Below are 1910 nucleotides of genomic sequence, written 5' to 3' on the forward strand. Positions count from 1 at the left end.
GCGCGCGACGATCCCGGTGTCGGTCGGGCGCGGGTGACGGGCCGCGGGCAGGCGGCCGTGCGTCAGGAGGGCGACGAGCAGCGCTCGTCGGAGCTCCGCCGCGCACCCGCGTCGTGCAGGACGCCGGTGCCCGAGCCCGCCCGTGCGTCGCCGGTGGCGTCCGCCTGCCCGTCCGTCGCGACCGCGTCGAGCACGTCGCCGCCCGACGCGAGCTCGCCCAGCACGACGGGGTCGCGCCGCCCCCGGGTCCGCGCGGCGACCAGCTCCGCGAGCGTCCGGTGCGCGTGCACGTACGCCGGCACGAGGAGCGCGAGGGCCGCGAGCCACGCGAGCGGGTTGCCCCACACGACCCCCTCGTAGCCCCAGGACGCGCCGAGCACGACGGCGGCGCCGACCCGGCAGACCAGCTCGAGCACGCCCGTGATGGTCGGGACCCAGGTGTGGCCGAGGCCCTGCAGCGCGCCGCGGAGCACGAACAGCGCGCCGAGGATCGCGTAGAGCGCGCCGTTGACGTGCAGGAAGTACGTGGCCATCGACACGACGGCCTCCTCGCCCGGGCCGACGAAGACCCGCACGAGCGTCGCCCCGCCGAGCGCGATCCCGGCGCCGAGCACCGCGGAGCCGCCGACCGTGAGCCACAGCGCCTGCACGACGCCCGTGCGGATCCGGTCCGCACGCCCGGCGCCGAGGTTCTGCGCGGCGAACATCGACACCGCGAGCCCCGCGGAGCCGAGCAGCGCCATCGCGAACTGGTCGACGCGCGACGCGGTCGTGTACGCGGCGACCGCGTCGGCCCCGAGGTCGTTGAGCCGGACCTGCACCGCGAGGATGCCGATCGCGATGATCGACGCCTGGAACCCCATGGGCAGGCCGAGCCGGAGCTGGTGGCGCAGCTCGTCGCTCGTGACGCGCCAGTCCTCGCGGTGCACGTGCAGCGCGGGCACCCGGCGGCGCACGTGCGCCAGGCACAGCGCGACCGACACGCCCTGCGAGACCACGGTCGCGAGCGCCGCGCCGCCCACGCCCAGCCCGAGGCCGGGCACGGCCCCGAGGACGAGCACGATGTTGAGCACGCAGCTCGCGACGAGGTAGAGCAGCGGGGTCCGGGAGTCGCCGATCGCGCGCAGGACCGCCGAGAGGTAGTTGAAGAACATGATCGCCGCGGCGCCGAGGAACGTGACGACGGCGAACGTCGTGGCCTGCGGCAGCAGCTCGGGCGGCGTGCGCAGCAGGCGCAGCGCGGGCTCGGCGAGGAACGGCGCGACGACGGTGACGAGCAGGCTCACGGCCGCGCTGAGGATCGTCCCGGCGGCGACCGACCGGCGCACGGCCCGCGCGTCGCCCGCGCCGAAGGCCTGCGCCGTGGGGATCGCGAAGCCCGTCGTCATGCCCCACGTGAACCCGAGCAGCAGGAACAGGAAGCTGCCCGTCGCGCCGACCGCGGCGAGGGCCTCGACCCCGAGCACCCGCCCGACGATGATCGCGTCGGTCACCTGGTAGAGCTGCTGGACGACGTTGCCGAGGAACAGCGGCACGGTGAACAGGCAGATGACGCGCCAGGGGCTTCCGGACGTCAGGGATCGGGGCACGGCAGGTCCTCCGCGAGATAGGGCTGGGTGGTGTTCGCGGTGGTCGGTCGTGCCGGTCGCTCGCCTCTATCGGATCGTTTCGACCGGCGTTCGTCAAGCGGGATCGCGGGTGGTTCCTCGGGCCGGGGGAGCGTGGGTGGGCCGGCCGGTGCGCGGCGGCGTCACACGCGCGCCGTGCCGCCCTGCGGGGCTCGGGTCGCCGCGAGCCCGCCGAGCACCACAGCGGCGAGCCCGAGCACCACGGCGACGACGGCGCCGCCCACCCCGCTGCCCCGGTCTCATATACACAACTACGAGCCCACGAGACCGTCACCGTGATCG

At 75.3% G+C, this 1910-nt stretch carries 2 protein-coding genes; both read right to left on the reverse strand.

Translation table 11 applies throughout. The features are described from left to right. Positions 1–62: 62 nt before the first annotated feature. Positions 63–1589 (reverse strand): MATE family efflux transporter, encoded by a 1527-nt coding sequence (locus AB6N24_RS23015; protein ID WP_412871683.1) that lies wholly within the window; start codon positions 1587–1589, stop codon positions 63–65. A gap of 161 nt (positions 1590–1750) precedes the next feature. Next, positions 1751–1852 carry a hypothetical protein gene (locus AB6N24_RS23020; RefSeq protein ID WP_412871684.1) on the reverse strand — a complete coding sequence of 34 codons (102 nt, stop codon included), beginning with the start codon at positions 1850–1852 and terminating at the stop codon, positions 1751–1753. Positions 1853–1910: the final 58 nt, after the last annotated feature.

Source organism: Cellulomonas jepli, from assembly GCF_047229345.1.
Taxonomy (GTDB): Bacteria; Actinomycetota; Actinomycetes; order Actinomycetales; family Cellulomonadaceae; genus Cellulomonas_A.